Here is a 19,016-nt window from a genome sequence, read left to right on the forward strand (position 1 = left end):
TTTTAGATATTATCATATTTTTTTATTATTTTTCATAAGCTCTATACAATTTACCCTTTATTTTTGTATTTTGTAACTTTTCTAAAACAAAAGGTAGTTTTTCTTTTTTTATAGCTACATATGAGCAAAAATCAAATAAATCAATTGTTCCAATATCTTCTTTATTTAAACCAATTCCAGCTGTTAGAGCTCCTAAAATATCACCTTTTCTCAATTTTTGTTTTTTCCCACCATTTATAAAAATTGATCTAAAAATAGAATCTATCTCAAAACTATTATCAAAAACAATATCTTTTTCATCTTCAAATACAATATCAGGAAAATGCTCTTTTATCTCTAATGCACTTTTGGCTTCATTTGGTAAAACAAAAGTAGTAGCAACTCCACCTTTTCCAGCTCTTGCTGTTCTTCCAATACGATGAGTGTGTATTTTGTAGTTCAAAGCTAAATCATAGTTAATTACCAAATCTATATCATTTATATCAATTCCTCTGCTTGCAACATCACTTGCTATTAAAATTGGATAACTTTTATTTGAAAATATAGTAAGAGTTTCATCTCTTTCTTTTTGGTCTAAATCACTATGAAGCGTAATTGCATCGATATTTCTTTCAAAAAGTGAATCTGCTAACTCTTCACAAGTTACTCTTTGATTACAAAAAATTATTGTACTGTTTGCTTGATATTTTTTTATCAATTTTTCTATTAAATTATCTTTTGAATCTCTTGAATTTACTTCATAAAAAGCTTGTTTTATAATATTTTGCTCTTCATTTTCTATTTCAATATTTACTGGATTGTTTAAAAACTCTAATGCTAAATTTTTAATCTCATTTGGAAATGTTGCAGAAAAAAGAAGAGTTTGTCTTTGTTTTGGCAAAAATGAACATACAGTTGAAATATCATCAAAAAATCCCATATCTAGCATTTTATCAGCTTCATCTAAAACAAAAGTATTTACATTTTCTAATTTTAAATTTCCTTCATTTATATGTTTTAATACTCTTCCAGCAGTTCCTACAATAATATGAGCTTCGTGTTCTAGTGAAACAACTTGTGGTCTATAAGGAACTCCTCCACACAATGTTAATACTTTTATATTTTGTGTAGATCTTAAAACTTCTCTTAAAGTTATTGCAATTTGAGTTGCTAACTCTCTTGTTGGAGCTAAAATCAAAGATTGAACTCTATATTTTTTCTTATCTAGATTATTTATAATTGGTAAACAAAAAGATAGAGTTTTTCCACTTCCTGTTTTTGCACGAGCTATAATATCTTTTTTTTCTAAACTATATTTTAAACTATTTTCTTGAATCGCAGTTAGTGTTTTATAACCCAAACTTTCAAGATTTTCTATTAAATTTTGTTCTAAATTTAAATCTCTAAATACCATTTTTATCACTCTTTCTTTTCTTTTTTGGTCTAAAACTAATAATCAAAATTGTAAGCACAATAATAACTGTAACAAAACCAATATATTTAAAATTATCTGCATACTCAAGCAAAAATGAACCTGCAATATAACTAGCATATCCTATAACACAAGCCCATAAAATAGATGCAATTGAGTTAATAATCGTAAATTTAAATGAACTATAATCAGATAAACCCATAACAAGTGGAACTAAAGTTTTAATTCCATAAATATATTTTTGAATAATTATTACAAAAAAGCCATATTTTCTAAATAAAAGTTGTACAAGTGCCACTTTTCTTTTATGATTATTCATCATATTTTGTGCATAATTTTTATTGTTTTTTGCCATAAAAAACAGAAACTGGCTACCAACAATATTTGCAACTGCAGCAACAATAATTGTAATATAAATATTTAAAGTACCATCAAATGAGAAAGCCCCAGCAATTGCAAGAGCTAAAAAACCACCACCAAATGAATATAAAAAAAGAGCTATATAGCCCCAATCTTGAATAAACTGTTCCATAACTTTCCTATACTTTATTAAAGTTATTATTTTATCTAAATCTTGTTTGATTATAGCTATTATCTAAATTTAGTATAAGTTTCATATAATAAAAAAATTTATTTAGGAGATTTTATGAAAAAAACAGTTTTGCTATCATCAATCTTATTGACATCTATTTTTGCTTTTGATTTAAAAAATATTGCTACAGAAGTTGGAAAAAATATACCTTCAACTACTAATCAATCTCAAAGTAAATCAAATCTAGACAATAGTACGATTTCTAGTGGTTTAAAAGAGGCTTTAAAAAGTGGTGTAACATTTGCTACAACACAACTAGGAAAAAAAGATGGTTATTTAAACAACAAAAATGTAAGAATTCCTCTTCCTGATAATCTAGCAAATGCAGAAACACTTATAAGAAAAGCTGGTGGAGATAAAATGGCTGATGATTTAATTAAATCTATGAATAGTGCAGCTTCACAGGCCGCTCCAAAAACTGCTGATATTTTTATGGATGCTATTTCAAAAATGAGTTTAAGTGATTCTCAAAAGATTTTAAATGGTGGAGAAAATGGAGCAACAGATTATTTCAAAAAAAATACAACAGACTCTTTGAAAAAAATGATTAAACCAATTATTCAATCTAGCATGAAAGATAACAATGTTGGACAATATTACGATATGGCAAATAATTTTTATCAATCAAGCGCAAAACCTCTTTTAAATAATAGTGCAGTTTCAGGTTTAGCAAAAAATTTAGGAGTAAATACAGATAGCTCTAGTGAGAGTTTAGATGATTTTGTTACACAAAAAGCCATAGATGGTCTTTTTACTATGATAGGTGAAAAAGAAGCTGGTATTAGAGCAAATCCTATTGAACAAACTAGTTCAATTTTAAAACAAGTATTTGGAAAATAAAATATTTTTAAACTAGTAAAAGTTTAGTCTCAACTTAACTTGAAGCTAGTTTAAAATAGCTATTTAAAGCATTATTTTTCACTAAACTAATATTTAGGTCAAAGTCATTATTTTGATTTTTTTCAAAATTACAATTATATGATTTTTCAAAATTTCTTAAAAGATTTTCATATAACTCACCTTTTGAATCAACTATAAAAATCTCTTTATTCATTTCATAGATATAGATTAAATATAGATTAAACTCATTATTTACTCTATAAATATTAAACTCATAATGAGTATGTTGTTTTTTCTCTAAATTCTCAAAACTATTCACTTTTAATTCATCTTTTAGAAGATTTAAAAAATATGAAAATGCTTGTGAATTCCACATCACATCATTTAAAGTATGAATATATTCTAAAAAAATATTGTTTGCTTTTAGCGTGTAGGCTTCGTAAACATAGGGGTCATGCCTTACTTTTATATCAATATTATAAAGTGTATGTTTATAAAAACTATCAGTTGAAATTTTAAATTTTAAATCATTTTCTTCAAGACTAAAATATGGAATTGATAGATTTGTAACTTTCTTAAAAACAAATTTGAAAACATCAAATATAGTACGAAACATATTTTTAGCTCCTGATTATTTTTTCTAACTTTAGCTAAAAACAGAGTATTGTGCAAGTATTGTTTTTTTAATATTTTTATAAAAAATCCAGAAAAACTCTGGATTTTCTATTTACATAGCAAGAGATGTTATTTTTGTAAGTCTTTTTGCAAATGCAACTTTATCACTTACATCTACACCTTCGCTAATTTTTGCAAGGTCAAGTAAAATCCAAGATACATCTTCTATTAATTCATCATTTGTTGAAGCTTGAAGTTTTTTTACTATTTCATGATTTGGATTAATCTCTAAAATAGGTTTGATTTCTGGAGCTTCTTGTCCCATTGCTCTAAACATATGAACCATAGCAGCCATTTGTGCATCTTGAGCATCTTTTGTAATACAAGAAGCAAAACTATCAAGTCTAGAAGTAATTTTTACATCTTTTACTTCATTTGCTAACTTCTCTTTTATTTTTGAAACTATATCTTTGAACTCTTCTTCAATCTTTTGTTTCTCTTCTTCATTTACCTCAACTTTTGGAGCTTGTGCTGTTGTAATATCTGTAAATTGCCACTCTTTAAATGCACCAATTGTTGGAGTTATAATATCATCTATCTCTTTATCATCTAAGATTAAAACTTCAATATTATTTTTCTTATAGCTTTCAAGTAGTGGAGAGTTTCTTAAAACTTTTTCATTGTCTCCAACAATATAGTATATAGCTTTTTGATCAATACTTGCTCTTTGTTTATAATCTTCCAAAGAAGTTAATTTTTTCTCATCAGCAGTAGATTTGTATCTTAAAAGTTCTAAAATTGACTCTTTATTTGTGTGATCTTGATAAACACCCTCTTTTAAAGCACGATTATATTGCTCAATAAATTTAGAATATTTCTCTTCATCTTTTGATAATTTTTTAATCTCACTTAAAATCTTTTTAACACTACTTTGTTTTATATTTGCTAAAATTCTATTCTCTTGTAAAATCTCTCTGCTTACATTTAATGGTAAATCTTCACTATCAATAATTCCTCTTACAAATCTTAAATATGTAGGTAAAAGTTCTCTATCATCATCAGTTATAAATACTCTTTTTACATATAGCTTAATCCCACTTTGGTAATCTGCTCTATACATATCCATTGGAGCAATTTGAGGAATATAAAATAGTGTTGTATATTCGTTTACACCTTCTGTTTTTGTATGAATTGTAAGCATTGGATCTGAACTATCTTGAGAAATTGATTTATAAAAACTATTATAATCTTCTTCTTTTAATTTAGCTTTTGGTTGAGTCCAAAGTGCTGTTGCCTCATTTATTTGCTCATGTTTTCTTTCAGTTTTTTTAGGTGCTTCTTTTCCTGCTTTTTTATCATCTTCACTTAAAGTTTGCGTAACTTCTTCATCATAGTTTAAGAAAATTGGATAAGCAATATGATTTGAATATTTTTCAACTATATTTTTAATTCTATATTTACTTGCAAACTCACTTACCTCATCATCTTTTAGTTTAATATAAATAACAGTTCCAGCACTCTCTTTTGTGCAAGGAGCTAAATCAAACTCTCCAGTTCCAGTTGAACTCCATTTATAAGCAGTCTCTTCACCAGCTTTTTTTGAAATTACATCTACTTGATCTGCAACCATAAATACAGAATAAAATCCAACCCCAAATTGACCAATAAGATTTGAATCTTTTTTTGCATCACCAGTTAATGCTTCAACAAAAGATTTTGTACCTGATTTTGCAATAGTACCAATAGAGCTTATCATATCTTGCTCATTCATACCAATACCATTATCAACAATAGTTAAAGATTTATCTTTCTCATCAAAAGATATATTAATCTCACCTTTCCAAGAAGCAAAACTCTCTTTTAACTTTTCATCTGTTAATCTTAGATAGTTTAGCTTATCAATAGCATCGCTTGAATTTGATACAAGCTCTCTTATAAAAATCTCTTTATTTGAGTATAAAGAGTGTGTCATTAAATGAAGTAGTTGCCCTACTTCTGTTTGAAATTGATGTTTTGCCATAAAAAAATCTCCTTTTTTTATATTTATTATAAATTTTTTACTTTTCAAAAAGGAATTTTATCAAACCTTTATTAAACTTGGCTAAAGTTTTTTATTTTTTTAGCACTAATATATATTGAGTGCTAAATAATGAAATAAAATTATCTTTATGTTAGAATACAAACTTTTAAAAATAAGGAATAATTTATGACAAAACAAAATTTTATAGATGATTTACAAAAAATATATAACTATTTAGATGAAGAAAAAGCAAAAACAAATGAGTTATTAAAATTTTTAGAAAACAAAGAGTTTGATAAACTAATAATCATTGATGATTTTGCAAATAGTTTAAATTTGAAAATGAGTGAAGATTTAAGATTTGCACTTGTTACACGACTTGTAAATTTAAGAGATGATAGTTTGGTTCAAGTTTTAAAAAAACTTGAAAAGAGTGAAAAAGAGATAGTAACTTTACAAGAAAAAGCATACCAATTTGTAAAACAGTATTGGCATAAAAAACATAAAAATCTAATAGATTTTATAATACAAAATAATCTTCTAACTCCTTTTTATAGAGAAATTTTTATTGGAGTTTACAATGTTGGTCTTGCTATGTCATCTTGGCAAAGCTCTTGGACGGAACATATAATAAATGAAATAAACAAAGAATTAATTGCTAAATTTGATGGCAATGAAGAAAAAATCATGAAATATCTTGAAGATGAAAAAATTCTAGACTTAGGACATGGTGGTATAGTTGCTGATAGATGTTATTCCGCTTTAATAAAAGAAGGTGATAGTTATACTTCAAAAGCCTACATAAAGGCTTTCAAAAAAGAGGTTACACAAGTTGTAGATGCTCTTGAAGAGTTTGTAGATAAATTAATCGAGCTTGAAGATGAGATTTATAATCAAAAATGGGATTATGTAAGATATATTCAAAGTTTAATTGTGGCATTTAGTGAAGATAAAACAGATGAACTTGTAAACAAATGGGCAAATGTAGATAGAGATTGGATGAAGATTAAAACTCCTATTCAAATAGGTCATCCACTTGAATACTATGAAGACCACTTTAGAAAAGCTGTTGCACTGGAATGGGACATAAGATTAACAAATCCAAAATTTGTTCAAAATGACCATAGAGTAAATAAAATAAAATCAGCATTTACAAAAATTTTTAGCAGTTTTGACCAAAAGAATAGTTACAAAAAAATATATGATTTTAGCTTCAAATCACTTGATAAAGTACAACTTTATGTAGGTCGTCCCGCTTTGTTTTTTGGTGCGGAGTTAAATGGTCTATTTTCAGCTCAAGTTGTACCAAATGATGAAATTGTAAGTCTTGAAGAGGGTAAAAAAATCTTTGCATTTTCTGATGAGATTTTACAAACAAGTAGAGCTAAACCATTTTTAAAACTTAGCCGTGAAATTTTTGGACAAGAGTTATTAACAAAAGATAGAAACTTTCTTTTTAAACAAACAGCTTCGTGGCATAGTGTTTATGATATTACAACTATTGGACATGAATATGGACATATTTTATGGTGCGATGAAGAGACAGAGAGTTTTATGAATAAAACAGGAAATTTTAAAAATATAGAGGAGTTTAAAGCTACAACAGGTGGATTAATATCATATTTACTTGATGAAGAAAATGATGAAAAACATCTAAAAGAAGCTATTTTAATAGATTTAGTAAAAAGAAGTGTTGGACTTATATCTTGGATGGAAGTTGATGAAGTTCAACCATACTATTGTGAAGGGTTAATTCATCTTTGTGCTCTTTTTGAAAGTGGCATTTTAGATTGGAATGAAGAAAAAAAAGAGCTAAAAATTGATTTAGAAGATGAAAAATTTGAAAAACTAAATGTTTGGTATATAAAAAATTATACAACTTTGGCAAAACACTATTTAGAAAAACTAGATGCTACAAAGTTCTTGAATATTTATGCTACTAAAAAAGATAAATATTTTATGCCAAATGATGAAAATATAAAATCTTTTGTAAAGTATTATTTCAAAAGATATCAAGAGATTGGTCAAGAGTTAGATGATGTTGATAAAAAAGAGAATTATATAAAATAACTATTTTTCTATCATAGCCATCATAATTACTAGATGGCATGATGATAGTTTAAATTTATTCTATGTTTTTAAAAAATATATTAAATAAAGTATTATCTAAACTCTATCTTGCCTTGACTTGCTAATAAAGCTCCACAAAGATTATATAAAACTCTAGCTCCAACATTTGCGTCCCAGCCATTTTTACTATCTCCAACTTCAACTAAATCAAAACCTATAATCTTTCTTCCACTTTTTACTAACATAAAAATTAAATGTTCTAACTCTCCATATCTTAATCCTCCAGGAACGGGAGTTCCTGTATTTGGACAATTTAGTGGTTCAAGACCATCTATGTCAATAGAGATATAGACATTTTTTGGAAGCTGTTCTATATATGGAGTAAAAACTTCTTCAATAGATTTTCCACTTGCAATTTGACTTTGCATAGCTGTATCGTAAAGACAAGCTCCTTTATCTGCTAGCTTAATCATTCTTTGTGCTTCTTCTTTACTATAATCTCTAATCCCAATTTGAATAAGTTTTGATACATTTTTACACTCATTTAAAACATTATAAAAAATAGATGCATGAGAATAAGTAAATCCTTCATAAGCCTCTCTTAAATCGTGATGAGCATCTACATGAAGTATTCCAAAACTATCTTTAGAAGTATCATCTAAAGCTTTTATAAGTCCTAGTGGACAAGAGTGATCACCGCCAACAACTGCCACTAATTTATCTTTTTTTATTCTTTTTAAAGCTGCTTCATACACATGTGAATTTATTGCTTTTGAAACCTCGTTTACATATTTTAAATCTTTTTTGCAACTTTCACCACACTCTATTGCTTCCATTACTTTTAAAGCTTTTTTTCTAGTTTTATTACTAAGTTTTAGTAAATATTTATCTACTTCAAGCATAGCAATTCCAGCTTTATATGGTTTTATATAGTGATAGTTTTCAACATCTAGTTGATGACTTGCCAATCTTATATTATCAGGTGCTTTTGAAGTTCCTTCTCCAAATGAAACAGTAGCTTCCCAAGGAACTGGGATTAAAATCAAGCTAGCCTCTTTTGGGTCTAAATTTCCACCAATAAATCCATCATCTTCTTTTGGTGGAAGACCAAGTTCTAAAACTTTTATATCTTCTTTTAAGCTTCTGTATTTCATAATTTTTCCTAATAATTAATATTTCATATTATGATTATATGATAAAATGAATTAATATTGAACAAAGGGTATATATTATGTATGCAGTTATTTTTGAAGTTGAAATTAATCAAGAAAGAAAAGATGAATATTTAAAAATTGCTTCCATATTAAAAGAGCAGTTAGTAAATCAAAAAGGTTTTATAAGTGTTGAAAGATTTCAATCTTTAGTAGATGAAAAAAAACTTCTATCTTTATCATATTGGGAAAATGAAGAGGATATTTTAGCTTGGAAAAAAAATATCGACCATATGTCTGCTCAGAAAAAAGGAAGAGAGTCTATTTTTAAAGATTATAAAATAAATATTGCTTTAGTTCAAAAATCTTACACTTTAGAAACTAGTGATTTTGATAAATAAGTATAATTAATGGCTACTTTATTAAAAAACTTATACTCAAAAGTGTTTATAGAAAAACTATCAAATAATTTACAAACAAACTACAAAGATTTTAAAAAAGATGAATTTAAAAAAGCTATTTTTACAAATAGTTGGGAAAATTTTGAGCTAAAACAAAGAATGCGACATATCGCAAAAACTTTGTATCAGTTTTTGCCATTTTCGTATAAAGAGCAAATTGATATTTTAAAAAGAGTAAAACAAGATTTCAAAGGTTTGAAAGCAATGATTTTTCAAGATTTTGTTGAAGTTTATGGGCTTGATGATTTTGAAGTTTCTATGGAAGCTTTGGAAGTTTTTACAATAGATTCAAGTAGTGAGTTTGCAATACGACAATTTATTTTAAAGTATGAAGATGAAACTATAAAAAGGATGAAACTTTGGGCAAAATCTCAAAATGAACATATAAGGCGACTTGCAAGTGAAGGAAGCAGACCAAGACTTCCTTGGGCAATTGCTTTGCCAAAATATAAAGAAAATCCAGAAAAAGTTTTTAAAATAATCGAGCTTTTAAAAAATGACTCTTCAAAATATGTTCAAAAAAGTGTAGCAAATAGTCTAAATGATATATCCAAAGATAATCCAAATTTAGTTATAAATTTTCTAAAAAACAATTTAAAAATTTCTAAAGAGCTTGATTGGATTTGTAAACATGGAAGTAGAACTTTACTTAAAGCTGGAAATGAAGAAACTTTAGAATTGTTTGGTTTAAAAAAAGCAAATCATATTGCTATTTTAGATTTTAACTTTAATAAAAATGTAAATTTAGAAGATTATTTAAATTTCTCTTTTGAGTTAAATTCAGAAAAAAATATTGGTAAGATTAGAGTTGAATATGCAATTTATTATCTAAAATCAAATCAAAATTATTTTAAAAAAGTTTTTATGATAAGTCAAAATGAGATAAAATCAAACTCTAAAATATTTGTAAAAAAACAGATAATCAAAGATATGACAACAAGAAAAAATTATAAAGGAAAACATTTTATATCTTTAGTCATAAATGGAGAAGAGTTTATAAAAAAAGAGTTTTATTTAATATGACACCTGCAATAAATCTTTTAAAAAAACATAAATGCGATTTTAAAATTCATAAATATGAACATGATCCAGCTTGTACAAATTTTGGAGATGAGGCAGTTTTAAAATTGGGTTTGGATGCAAAGGAAGTTTATAAAACATTGCTTGTTGAATTAACTCCAAAAGAGTTGGTTGTTTGTGTAATTCCTGTTTCAAATCAACTTAGCTTAAAAGAAGTTGCTGATATTTTTCTAGCAAAAAAAGCACAAATGGCACAGAAAGACGAAGCACAAAAAGTAACTGGATATTTACTTGGTGGTATTTCACCTCTTGGACAAAAAAAACTTTTAAGAACGGTTTTGCATGAGAGTGTAAACGATTTTAAAACTATCTTTATAAGCGGTGGAAAAAGAGGATTAGATATTGAAGTTTTTCCAAAAGATTTAAAAGATATATTAAAAGCAAAAATTGGTAGAATAGTTTCACAATAACCAAAAGGAGCTATTTATGAGTAAAAATAAAGGTGAACCAAGTTTAGAAAAAATTGATGATTATAATGGAAATGAATCTAAGCAGAAGAGAAATACTGTAAGATTAATTGTTCTTTTACTTCTTGTTTTAGGTGCAATTTTCGCATATTTAGAACAACCAGCAAAAAACAGTGCGATTGAAATTCAAGAGAAAACTTCAATTCCAGCTAGATAAAAGCTTTTAGCTTTTATCAGAGTTTTATATTTATTACTATCTTGAATATTTAAATATTTTACCTTTATAAGGCTCTTGCAAGAAATCTGTATTTTGAGGTTCAATAAAACTACATACAAAACCAAAAGTTTCCATCTGTTTTGTAAATTTTGCTTGATAACCTCTATTTGGATTTACTAAAATAACCTTTGCTTTATCGTTTGAATGAGCATTTATAAAATTTGAAAGAAGAACTGCATGGTCTCTTTCATATAATAAGTCACTTCCAATAATTAAATCAAATTTACCAAGATCCTCTTGATATTCATTGCTCCAGCAAGTTCTCACAAATGGTATTTCATCATCTTTATTTAATTCTGTGTTAATATCCAAAAACTTTTCGGCTTCAGGATGATAATCAGTTGCTGTAATATCAGCATTTAATCTATTTAAAATAAGACTGGATAGACCTATTCCACATCCAACTTCTAAAATTCTTTTATTTTTAAAATCATAATCAAATATAAAATTTGCTAAAACTTCACTAGATGGCCAAACAACTCCAAATAAAGACCAAGTTGCACTTGATATACCTATATTTTCTGCTTTGTTATCTTGATCAGAAAATTGTTGTTTGTCTTTTAGAGTTCTTAAATGTATATCATTGTCACCAATCTCAATTGTTTGATATTTATACCTCAGAGGTTTCATAATAGTGAGCTAATTACTAATAGCTTTTTAAAAAACTTTTTTATCATATTAATTCCTCTTTTATTTGTATTATCAATTCATACTATCGCAATAGTAGAATAAAAGCAAATTTAAATTTTAAACAATTTATCAATATAATCTTTTAAAACTATTAGAAGAACTCCAAACAAAATAAAAACAATTCCTATAAATAACCAAAAAGTTATTTTTTCATTAAAAACATAGACTCCAATTAGTACTGCAGTTAAAGGTTCTAGTGCTCCTAAAATAGATGCACTTGTTGATCCTACTATTTGAATTGCTTTTATTAGAAATAGCAAAGAGATAATTGTGGGAACAAGAGCTAAAAATATTGTATAAAACCACATATTGAAGTTTATCAAAGGCATTATATTTAAACTACTATCAAAAAATGAGTGTATTAAAATAGTTATTGTACAAAATAGCATAGAGTAAAATGTAACTTTTAGTGCAGATAATTTTAGATATTGGTTTATAATAACTATATAAACAGCATAGCACAATGATGAAACTATTACTAAAAATATCCCAAAATTACTAACATTTGCTCCATCACTTTCATATAGTAAAACAACTCCTAAAAATGCAAAAATTATAGATAAAATAGTTATTATTGAATTTTTCTCTTTAAAAAATATTGCCATTATAATTGCTACAAATATAGGATAAACAAATAAAACAGTTGATGCAAGTCCTGCATCCATATATAAGAATGAGTTAAATAAGCTAATTGCAGAGATTCCAAATAACAAGCCCAAAAAAGCTAAAAATATAATTTCTTTAAATCTTAAATAAAAAGAATCTTTTTTTATAAGCATAAAAATAGCTAATAAAATAGAGGCAAAAGTAAATCTATAAAAAATTACAGAGTTTACATTTAATCCATCTTCATATAAAAAAAGTACCCCTAATGGGTTCATTCCATAGCAAATAGCAGAGATAATAGCTAATATAACTCCTTTTGTTTGTAAACTCAAAAATATCCTTTAATTAATTTTCAGGTGAGTTTATCATCCACATAGAGAAGATATCTAAATAGTTCCAAAAAGATTGTTTTAAATCTTCATCAATATCTAAATCTTTTAAAATTTCAATATAACACTCAAGCCAAACTCTTCTAGCCTTTGGAGTTATCTTAAAAGGTTCATGTCTTTTTACCATCATAGGATTTCCTCTATGTTGATTAAAATAGTCAGGACCTCCACAAATTTGTATAAAAAAATCTGCTGAATTTACTTTTGCTTGTTCAAATTCCTCATCATCTTGTGGAAATAGATCTTTTATTGAACTTTTTCTTAGTAAATCATAATGTTTTGATACTACTTCTCTAAGACCATCCTCTTTAATAGTTTCTAAAAATTTTAATGATGGTTTTTCAACAGCTGGTCTTGTTCCAAAAATTGCTTCTGATATTTTAAATTCCATTTTATAACCTTTTTTAATTAAATTGTTTTCAAAAGTTTGCAATATTACAATAAATAGCATATTAAACTCTTTATTAAATATTTAGTGTGATAAAATACAAAATTATATTTTAAAGGTTTTTATGCAAGATTTAACAAATATAGTTGAGTGTTATAGCTGTGGATTATTTGTACAAAAGAATGATTCATCAAAATTTACTCAACGATGTCCTAGATGTGATAGTAGATTAAAAGATGAAAACAATCACTCGATTGATTCGCTATTTTTTGCAATATCTAGCTTGATGTTATTTTTAATTTTATGTTTATATCCTATTTTAAGTTTAAACTTAAATGCCCAAAGCTTAGATGCAAATATTTTAAAAACTGTATATGTCTTGTTTGAACAAGATTTTTATATAGTATCTTTCTTAGTTCTATTTACAATTATTTTAGCTCCTGTTTTAAACTCAATTATAATAATTTTAGTATTTTTTCAAGTAAAGTTTAAAAAAGAGATTTTTAAAAAATCACTTCTATATGATTCTTACTATTTTTTTAAAAATTGGGGTTTTATGGAAGTTTTTATTGTAAGCCTAATTGTTACATATATAAAACTTATTGGAATGGTTAGTAATACAAAGTTTGATATAGGTTTTTATATTTTACTTAGCTATATTTTTTGTTTTATTATGTCTCATTTAAGATTTGATGCAACTGTTATTTTGGATAATTAAATGGTTTTAGTATCTTGCAAAAACTGTAAAAAAGTATATAAAAAAGAGAATTATGACTCTTTTTTATGTAATAGATGTAACCATATAGTAAAAAAAAGAGTTGAAAACTCTTTACAAATATCACTAGCTTTGACAATTTGTGCAATGCTTTTGTATATTCCAGCAATGGTTTATCCAATGATGGTAGTAACACAATTTGGTGTAAATTTAGAAAGTACAATTATTGAAGGGATTATTAGCTTTTTAGAAAGTGGAAGTTACTTCATAGCATTTGTAATATTTATAGCAAGTGTTGCTATTCCTATAGTAAAACTATTTGCCCTATTTTTTATATTTTTATCTTTAAAAATAAATGTAAAGATGACAAATAAAACAAAGATTTTGATATATAAATACATTGAAGCAATTGGAAAATGGTCAATGATAGATATTTATGTAGTCGCTTTAATGGCTTCAATAGTACAACTAGATGAGCTATTTAATATAAAAGGTGGAGTTGCTGCAACATCTTTTTCTTTAATGGTAATAATTACAATATTTGCAGCACATAGATTTGATACAAGGATAATTTGGGATGAAAAAAGAGATTAGTGAAAATATAAATGAGCCAGTTGTGTATTTAGCAAAAGAACAAAAAAGTAATAAAATATCTCCTGTTTGGATACTTCCAATTATAATTTTGGGAATTCTTGCATTTATTGCTTATGATACATACTCTAAAAAAGGAACAAATATTGTTGTATATTTCAAAAGTGCTGAGGGTTTAAAAGAGAATATTACAACTTTGGAGTATAAAGGTTTGGCATTAGGGAAAGTTACAAAAATATCTATTCATGATGATTTAAAAAATGTTGCTGTTAATATTTTAGTAAATAGTGATGTCACAAAATATGTAGCAAATGAAGGTTCAAAATTTTGGATAAAAAAACCAACTGTATCTTTGACAAAAATTTCAGGACTTAGCACATTAATAAGTGGATACAAAATAGAGTTATCTCCAAATTTTAAAATAGAAAATGCAAAACCACAATGGTATTTTACTGGTCTTGATTCTGCTCCTGATGATGAATTTGAAGAGAATGGTTATTATATATCTTTATTAATGAATGATAAAGATAATGTAGACGTAGGAACTCCTATTTTTTATAACAAATACCAAATAGGTGAAATTGTATCAAAAGAGTTTAAAGATGAACAACTTTATGCAAGTGCATATATTTATGATAAATATAACTACTTAGTAAATAAAAGTTCAAAATTTATAATGAATGAGGCTTTAAAAGTAAATTATGGTGCTAGTGGTTTAAATATTGAAGTTAGCTCACTATATTCAGCCTTAGTTGGTGGAATTACAGTTGTAACAAGTATAAAAGATGATTCAAAAATTGACAAAAATGAGATTTATACTCTTTTTTCTTCAAAAGATGATTTAAGAAAAAAGGTTAATTTCTATATTGATTTTAATGAAGGAAAAATTGATGAAAATACTTCAATATTATACAAAGGTATTCAAATAGGAAAAGTATCAAATGTAAAAATACAAGATGATATATTAGCTACAAAGGCTTATGTTTACGAAGAATACAAATATCTTCTTACAAAAAATAGTCGTTTTATTATTGAAGAACCGACTATATCATTTGATGGTATAAAAAATTTAGGAAATATAATAAAGGGAAATTATCTATCTTTGGATTATAAAGAAGGAGAATTTTCTGATAAATTTTTAGGTGTTTCCAAAAAAGATTTAAAAAAAAGTTTAAATGCTATCAAAGTTGATTTAATTTCAGATAATTTAAACTCTATAAATGAAAGAACAAAAATATATTATAAAAATATAGAAATAGGAAGAGTTGAATCTTACAAATTAAGTAATGATTACAAGAATGTAAAAATCTCAATATTAATAGATGATAAATATAAAGATTTGATAAATAATAGTAGCAAATTTTATGATATGAGTTCAAAAATTTTAGAGATAAAAAATTTTGATATGAATATAAATTATAGTGGAGTAGAAAAGACTTTAAATGGTGGAATAGCTCTTGTAGCAAATGAAGTAAATACAAAACTTACTAAAAAAGAGTTTGAACTATTTGGCAGTTATAAAGATATTCAAAGAGAAAAAAGAGATAAAACTAATGGTTTTATAGTTTATTCCCAGTTTGATAATAGTTTTGTTTTAAAAGAAGATATGGCAATAGTATATAAAAATCAAGAGATAGGTTTTGTAAAAAATATTAATTTTAATGATAAAAATTCAAAAGTTGAACTTTTTATTTATGAAGATTTTAAAAAATTCATAACAAATAAAAGTAGATTTTATAAAAAACCAAAGCTTGAATTAAATGCTAGTTTAAGTGGGATTATTTTTGAATTAGATAACTTTTCATCACTTATAGATGGTTCAATAGAACTTGATAATAGTTCAAACACTCCACTTGGAAATAGAGTTTTATATTCAAGTTTTGATGAGATGCAACTAGCAACTAATATGGTAACTATTATTTTTGATGATGTTGAAGGGCTTCAAGAAAATTTCTCAAAAATTATTTATAAAGGTGCAAATATTGGAAAAGTTAAAAAAATATCTCTTAATAAAAATCAAAAAGTTGAAGTACAAGCAATAATTGAAAAAGATTTTAAAGAGTTTGCAAAAGAGGGAACAATTTTTTATCTAAAAAAACCTAGAATCTCTTTTCAAGAGATTGCAAATGCAGGTTCAACTATTATGGCTGTAAATATTGGCGTAATAAAAAGTAATAATCTTAAAAATGGTTTACCACAAACTGGCTTTAATGGTTTTGATAAGGAACCATCTGTTAATTCTCATTTTGGCACGATAATAAAAGTAGAAGATAAAACAGCATCTAGCGTAAATGTTGATTCTCCTGTTTATTATAAAAATGTACAAATAGGAAAAGTTTTAAAAGTTGATTTAAGTAATGATGCTTCAAGAGTTGTAATTGATTGTTTAATCTATGATAAATATATAAAGTTTGTAAGAAAGAATTCGCAATTTTATGACATTAGTGGTTTCGAAATGGAATTTTCTCTTTTTACAGGTTCAAAAGTTGAGTCTAATACATTTACAAGTATTATAAAAGGTGGTTTAGTAGTTGTCACTCCTTATGAATACAATGAAGTTGCAAATTCAAATGATATTTTTACTTTACATAAAACATTAAGAGAGGATTGGAAAACTATAAGTCCTAGTATTAAATAAAATTTTAAAGATGATTTAAGTTATAAAAAAATAGAATACTTAACCAAAGGAAAATCTTTTTCCTTTAATTTAAGGAGGCTATACATGAAAAAAACTATGACAACGACAGGTGGAAATCCAATTGCTGATAATCAAAACTCGCTAACAGCAGGTGAGAGAGGACCAGTATTATTACAAGATTATCAATTAATTCAAAAATTAGCACACCAAAATAGAGAGAGAATTCCTGAAAGAGTAGTTCATGCAAAAGGAAGTGGAGCTTTTGGAGAGTTAGAAATTACTGAAGATATTTCAAAATATACAAAAGCAAAAGTTTTACAAAAAGGTGAAAAAACAAAATTACTTTTAAGGTTTTCAACAGTTGCAGGTGAAAGAGGTGCTGCTGATGCTGAAAGAGATGTAAGAGGTTTTGCTCTTAAATTTTATACAAAAGAGGGAAATTGGGATTTAGTTGGAAATAATACACCAGTATTTTTTGTAAGAGATGCTTATAAATTTCCTGATTTTATACATACTCAAAAAAGAGATCCTCAAACAAACTTAAGAAGTAACACTGCAATGTGGGATTTTTGGAGTTTAAGTCCAGAGAGTATTCATCAAGTTACAATTTTAATGTCAGATAGAGGATTACCAAAATCATTTAGAAATGTAAATGGATATGGTTCTCATACGTATAGTTTAATTAACTCTAAAAATGAGAGATTTTGGGTTAAGTTCCACTTTAAAACTCTTCAAGGAATAGAGACTATTACAAATAAAGAAGCAGCTACTATAGTTGGAAATGATAGAGAATCAAATCAAAGAGATTTATTTGAAAATATCGAAAAAGGAAATTTCCCAAAATGGAGTTTTGAGATTCAAATTATGAGTGATGAACAAGCAAAAAAATGTTCATTTAATCCATTTGATTTAACTAAAGTTTGGCCTCATGGTGATTATCCAATGATAAAAGTTGGAACAATGACTTTAAATGAAAACCATAAAAACTATTTTGCACAAGTTGAACAAGCTTCATTTAGTCCATCAAATATAGTTCCTGGAATCTCTTATTCTCCTGATAAAATGTTGCAAGCAAGAATATTCTCATATCCAGATGCTCAAAGATATAGAGTTGGAACTCACTATGAAGATTTGCCTGTAAATAGACCAATTGTAGAGGTAAATACATACAATCTTGATGGAAGTATGAACTATAAAGTAAAAGAGCCTACAAAAGCATTTTATGAACCAAATAGTTTTGATGGACCTATTGAAGATAAAAATTATTTAGAGCCAGATTTAGATCTACAAGGATCAGCTTCTAGATATGATCATAGAGTTGGGAATGATGATTTTTCACAAGTAAGAGCTTTGTTTAATTTAATGAGCCAAAACCAAAAAGAGCAACTCTTTTCAAATATAAAAGATGCAATGGCGACAGTTCCTAGAAATATTATAGATAGACAAATTGCACTTTTTGAAAAAGTACACCCAGATTATGCTAGTGGTGTTAAAAAAGCTTTAGGAATATAAGGCATTTATATGGATGTTTCTCAAGAAGAGTTAAAACGATATGAAGAGCTTCAAGTTTTTGCTCTTGATTTTGCAAGGCAAAATAAAACACAAGATTTAAAAGCAATGCTTGAAGCTGGAATGAGTGTCAATTTAGAAGACCATAAAGGAAATACTCTTTTGATGTTAGCTTCATATAATGGAAATTTTGAAACTACTAAAATGCTTCTAGAGTTTGGGGCGGAAGTAGATAAAAAAAATGATAAAGGACAAACACCACTAGCTGGTGTTTGTTTCAAAGGTTACTTTGATATTGCAAAAATACTTGTTGAAGCTGGTGCAAATATTCATGAAAATAATGGTTTAGGTACAACTCCACTTATGTTCGCAACTATTTTTGGAAATACACAAATTGTTGAGTATTTAAACAAACAAGATAAAAATAGAAGTTTTAAATCAAAAATATATCTACTTTTTTCAAAATTTATTAGAGTTTTTAGAAAAAATAGATAAAACTATATTTTTCTTTATTATATTTTTATTACTAATTAGTAATTAGCTTAAGAATAAACTAGCTACAATTC

Annotated in this window: 19 protein-coding genes; 11 read left to right on the top strand and 8 right to left on the bottom strand. The window is 26.3% G+C overall.

The window, feature by feature from the left end:
• Positions 1-25 precede the first annotated feature (25 nt).
• Both dbpA and ACRYA_RS07905 read right to left on the bottom strand, forming a co-directional pair.
• Entirely contained in the window at positions 26-1,393 is a 1,368-nt protein-coding gene (gene dbpA, locus ACRYA_RS07900; protein WP_105916540.1) for an ATP-dependent RNA helicase DbpA, read from the bottom strand.
• Positions 1,383-1,943 (bottom strand): DedA family protein, encoded by a 561-nt coding sequence (locus ACRYA_RS07905; RefSeq protein WP_105916541.1) that lies wholly within the window; start codon positions 1,941-1,943, stop codon positions 1,383-1,385. The genes dbpA and ACRYA_RS07905 overlap by 11 nt, the downstream gene beginning before the upstream one ends.
• A gap of 114 nt (positions 1,944-2,057) precedes the next feature.
• Between ACRYA_RS07905 and ACRYA_RS07910 the strand changes: the two genes are divergently transcribed.
• Complete coding sequence (locus ACRYA_RS07910) at positions 2,058-2,843, top strand: DUF4197 domain-containing protein (protein ID WP_105916542.1); 786 nt, start codon at positions 2,058-2,060, stop codon at positions 2,841-2,843.
• 34 nt (positions 2,844-2,877) lie between these two features.
• Here ACRYA_RS07910 and ACRYA_RS07915 read toward each other — a convergent pair whose 3' ends face one another.
• Both ACRYA_RS07915 and htpG read right to left on the bottom strand, forming a co-directional pair.
• Positions 2,878-3,459: a hypothetical protein gene (locus ACRYA_RS07915; RefSeq protein WP_105916543.1), complete on the bottom strand. Its 582-nt coding sequence runs from the start codon at positions 3,457-3,459 to the stop codon at positions 2,878-2,880.
• Between the two features lie 111 nt (positions 3,460-3,570).
• On the bottom strand, positions 3,571-5,478 hold the full coding sequence (gene htpG, locus ACRYA_RS07920; protein WP_105916596.1) for a molecular chaperone HtpG: 1,908 nt from the start codon (positions 5,476-5,478) through the stop codon (positions 3,571-3,573).
• A gap of 186 nt (positions 5,479-5,664) precedes the next feature.
• Here htpG and ciaB point away from each other — a divergent pair, with 186 nt between their 5' ends.
• Positions 5,665-7,548 carry an invasion protein CiaB gene (gene ciaB / locus ACRYA_RS07925; protein WP_105916544.1) on the top strand — a complete coding sequence of 628 codons (1,884 nt, stop codon included), beginning with the start codon at positions 5,665-5,667 and terminating at the stop codon, positions 7,546-7,548.
• 92 nt (positions 7,549-7,640) lie between these two features.
• Here the strand turns inward: ciaB and ACRYA_RS07930 are convergent, their stop codons facing one another.
• Positions 7,641-8,702, bottom strand: a complete 1,062-nt coding sequence (locus ACRYA_RS07930; RefSeq protein WP_105916545.1) for an agmatinase family protein — start codon at positions 8,700-8,702, stop codon at positions 7,641-7,643.
• 77 nt (positions 8,703-8,779) lie between these two features.
• Between ACRYA_RS07930 and ACRYA_RS07935 the strand changes: the two genes are divergently transcribed.
• Genes ACRYA_RS07935 through ACRYA_RS07950 form a run of 4 tightly spaced genes read left to right on the top strand, consistent with a single transcriptional unit; the run spans position 8,780 to position 10,864 of the window.
• Positions 8,780-9,100: an antibiotic biosynthesis monooxygenase family protein gene (locus ACRYA_RS07935; protein ID WP_105916546.1), complete on the top strand. Its 321-nt coding sequence runs from the start codon at positions 8,780-8,782 to the stop codon at positions 9,098-9,100.
• A gap of 9 nt (positions 9,101-9,109) precedes the next feature.
• Entirely contained in the window at positions 9,110-10,183 is a 1,074-nt protein-coding gene (locus ACRYA_RS07940) for a DNA alkylation repair protein (RefSeq protein WP_105916547.1), read from the top strand.
• Positions 10,180-10,650 (top strand): Cys-tRNA(Pro) deacylase, encoded by a 471-nt coding sequence (gene ybaK / locus ACRYA_RS07945; RefSeq protein ID WP_105916548.1) that lies wholly within the window; start codon positions 10,180-10,182, stop codon positions 10,648-10,650. The genes ACRYA_RS07940 and ybaK overlap by 4 nt, the downstream gene beginning before the upstream one ends.
• Positions 10,651-10,666: 16 nt before the next feature.
• Positions 10,667-10,864, top strand: a complete 198-nt coding sequence (locus ACRYA_RS07950) for a hypothetical protein (RefSeq protein WP_105912449.1) — start codon at positions 10,667-10,669, stop codon at positions 10,862-10,864.
• Positions 10,865-10,900: 36 nt separating this feature from the next.
• Here ACRYA_RS07950 and ACRYA_RS07955 read toward each other — a convergent pair whose 3' ends face one another.
• The 3 genes from ACRYA_RS07955 to ACRYA_RS07965 all read right to left on the bottom strand — a co-directional run bounded on the left by ACRYA_RS07955 (position 10,901) and on the right by ACRYA_RS07965 (position 13,000).
• Positions 10,901-11,554: a class I SAM-dependent methyltransferase gene (locus ACRYA_RS07955; RefSeq protein ID WP_105916549.1), complete on the bottom strand. Its 654-nt coding sequence runs from the start codon at positions 11,552-11,554 to the stop codon at positions 10,901-10,903.
• 110 nt (positions 11,555-11,664) lie between these two features.
• Positions 11,665-12,552 (bottom strand): DMT family transporter, encoded by an 888-nt coding sequence (locus ACRYA_RS07960; protein WP_105916550.1) that lies wholly within the window; start codon positions 12,550-12,552, stop codon positions 11,665-11,667.
• Between the two features lie 13 nt (positions 12,553-12,565).
• A complete protein-coding gene (locus ACRYA_RS07965) occupies positions 12,566-13,000 on the bottom strand; it encodes a globin domain-containing protein (protein ID WP_105916597.1) in 435 nt (144 codons plus the stop codon).
• Positions 13,001-13,121: 121 nt separating this feature from the next.
• Here ACRYA_RS07965 and ACRYA_RS07970 point away from each other — a divergent pair, with 121 nt between their 5' ends.
• The 5 genes from ACRYA_RS07970 to ACRYA_RS07990 all read left to right on the top strand — a co-directional run bounded on the left by ACRYA_RS07970 (position 13,122) and on the right by ACRYA_RS07990 (position 18,945).
• Positions 13,122-13,715 carry a paraquat-inducible protein A gene (locus ACRYA_RS07970; RefSeq protein WP_105916551.1) on the top strand — a complete coding sequence of 198 codons (594 nt, stop codon included), beginning with the start codon at positions 13,122-13,124 and terminating at the stop codon, positions 13,713-13,715.
• Positions 13,716-14,306: a paraquat-inducible protein A gene (locus tag ACRYA_RS07975; protein WP_105916552.1), complete on the top strand. Its 591-nt coding sequence runs from the start codon at positions 13,716-13,718 to the stop codon at positions 14,304-14,306.
• The gene (locus tag ACRYA_RS07980) at positions 14,290-16,941 is read left to right on the top strand and encodes an MlaD family protein (RefSeq protein ID WP_228199742.1); all 2,652 of its coding nucleotides are present in this window, start codon (positions 14,290-14,292) and stop codon (positions 16,939-16,941) included. The genes ACRYA_RS07975 and ACRYA_RS07980 overlap by 17 nt, the downstream gene beginning before the upstream one ends.
• An 84-nt stretch (positions 16,942-17,025) precedes the next feature.
• Entirely contained in the window at positions 17,026-18,453 is a 1,428-nt protein-coding gene (locus ACRYA_RS07985) for a catalase (protein WP_105916553.1), read from the top strand.
• 9 nt (positions 18,454-18,462) lie between these two features.
• The gene (locus tag ACRYA_RS07990; RefSeq protein WP_105916554.1) at positions 18,463-18,945 is read left to right on the top strand and encodes an ankyrin repeat domain-containing protein; all 483 of its coding nucleotides are present in this window, start codon (positions 18,463-18,465) and stop codon (positions 18,943-18,945) included.
• The last annotated feature ends 71 nt before the right edge of the window (positions 18,946-19,016 follow it).

It is taken from the genome of Aliarcobacter cryaerophilus ATCC 43158, assembly GCF_003660105.1.
Taxonomy (GTDB): domain Bacteria; phylum Campylobacterota; class Campylobacteria; order Campylobacterales; family Arcobacteraceae; genus Aliarcobacter; species Aliarcobacter cryaerophilus.

Excerpts from the sequence above, each read along its gene's own strand:
- ACRYA_RS07965 (WP_105916597.1), bottom strand. The coding sequence starts at position 13,000 with ATGGAATTTAAAATATCAGAAGCAATTTTTGGAACAAGACCAGCTGTT.
- dbpA (WP_105916540.1), bottom strand. The coding sequence starts at position 1,393 with ATGGTATTTAGAGATTTAAATTTAGAACAAAATTTAATAGAAAATCTT.
- ACRYA_RS07940 (WP_105916547.1), top strand. The coding sequence starts at position 9,110 with ATGGCTACTTTATTAAAAAACTTATACTCAAAAGTGTTTATAGAAAAA.
- ACRYA_RS07905 (WP_105916541.1), bottom strand. The coding sequence starts at position 1,943 with ATGGAACAGTTTATTCAAGATTGGGGCTATATAGCTCTTTTTTTATAT.
- ACRYA_RS07955 (WP_105916549.1), bottom strand. The coding sequence starts at position 11,554 with ATGAAACCTCTGAGGTATAAATATCAAACAATTGAGATTGGTGACAAT.
- ybaK (WP_105916548.1), top strand. The coding sequence starts at position 10,180 with ATGACACCTGCAATAAATCTTTTAAAAAAACATAAATGCGATTTTAAA.
- ciaB (WP_105916544.1), top strand. The coding sequence starts at position 5,665 with ATGACAAAACAAAATTTTATAGATGATTTACAAAAAATATATAACTAT.
- htpG (WP_105916596.1), bottom strand. The coding sequence starts at position 5,478 with ATGGCAAAACATCAATTTCAAACAGAAGTAGGGCAACTACTTCATTTA.
- ACRYA_RS07915 (WP_105916543.1), bottom strand. The coding sequence starts at position 3,459 with ATGTTTCGTACTATATTTGATGTTTTCAAATTTGTTTTTAAGAAAGTT.
- ACRYA_RS07985 (WP_105916553.1), top strand. The coding sequence starts at position 17,026 with ATGAAAAAAACTATGACAACGACAGGTGGAAATCCAATTGCTGATAAT.
- ACRYA_RS07990 (WP_105916554.1), top strand. The coding sequence starts at position 18,463 with ATGGATGTTTCTCAAGAAGAGTTAAAACGATATGAAGAGCTTCAAGTT.
- ACRYA_RS07935 (WP_105916546.1), top strand. The coding sequence starts at position 8,780 with ATGTATGCAGTTATTTTTGAAGTTGAAATTAATCAAGAAAGAAAAGAT.
- ACRYA_RS07975 (WP_105916552.1), top strand. The coding sequence starts at position 13,716 with ATGGTTTTAGTATCTTGCAAAAACTGTAAAAAAGTATATAAAAAAGAG.
- ACRYA_RS07910 (WP_105916542.1), top strand. The coding sequence starts at position 2,058 with ATGAAAAAAACAGTTTTGCTATCATCAATCTTATTGACATCTATTTTT.
- ACRYA_RS07950 (WP_105912449.1), top strand. The coding sequence starts at position 10,667 with ATGAGTAAAAATAAAGGTGAACCAAGTTTAGAAAAAATTGATGATTAT.
- ACRYA_RS07970 (WP_105916551.1), top strand. The coding sequence starts at position 13,122 with ATGCAAGATTTAACAAATATAGTTGAGTGTTATAGCTGTGGATTATTT.
- ACRYA_RS07930 (WP_105916545.1), bottom strand. The coding sequence starts at position 8,702 with ATGAAATACAGAAGCTTAAAAGAAGATATAAAAGTTTTAGAACTTGGT.
- ACRYA_RS07980 (WP_228199742.1), top strand. The coding sequence starts at position 14,290 with ATGAAAAAAGAGATTAGTGAAAATATAAATGAGCCAGTTGTGTATTTA.